This window comes from Vibrio sp. 811 (assembly GCF_033339195.1).
In genome coordinates this window covers 1-591 of the sequence record NZ_JAWOUB010000656.1, presented here as the reverse complement: position 1 = coordinate 591, position 591 = coordinate 1, and the positions used below count along the sequence as shown (strand labels likewise).

General features: G+C 41.5%; 1 protein-coding gene. It reads left to right on the top strand.

What is annotated here, in order from left to right:
- Window positions 1–251 precede the first annotated feature (251 nt).
- Window positions 252–590 (top strand): hypothetical protein, encoded by a 339-nt coding sequence (locus R7Q46_RS28655; RefSeq protein WP_318078505.1) that lies wholly within the window; start codon window positions 252–254, stop codon window positions 588–590.
- Window position 591 lies beyond the last annotated feature (1 nt).

The following is a 591-nucleotide window of genomic DNA, read 5'->3' as shown; positions in this document are numbered from 1 at the left end:
TTACACTCAAGTTTGGCAGCAAGATATACCTCAAGATGCGTTTTTCATTATCGAAGATGGTCGACTCACTCGTGTCAACTGTGTGGATGCTGTTGAGGTAGTCTGACTTGATTAGTTTATGTTTGCGTCTGCTTGATTTTGGTCAGTAATCAAAATAACTTAGTACACAGGCTTATAGAAAATACGCTTGCAAGGCTGATCATGGACGATTGGTCTCAAATGTACATTTATAGAATGTAATTCAAGGATGGATGATGACGTACAAACAGTGGCTTTTTGCCGCGGTGCTGCTTTTGAGTGGCCCAACTTTGCTGCCTTTTACTCTAGAGGCTATTGTGTTGATAGAAATCATCGGAATGGCGGGAGTGGTAGCACTTTATAGCGCTTATTCACAATGGCTTTTTAAACATCCGTTAACGGTTCGGGCTTGTGAGGTCGCGAAGAGCCTAGATATCCAGCCTCAAAGAGTTATCACCAAACCAGATTTACGCTATTTGCCTTATTTATTTCCGCACTATTTGCCAATCAATACGTTGTTAGTGAGCGCGATTGTGACCACGTTTTTGTTTCGTCTGTTTGGAACATTGTAAT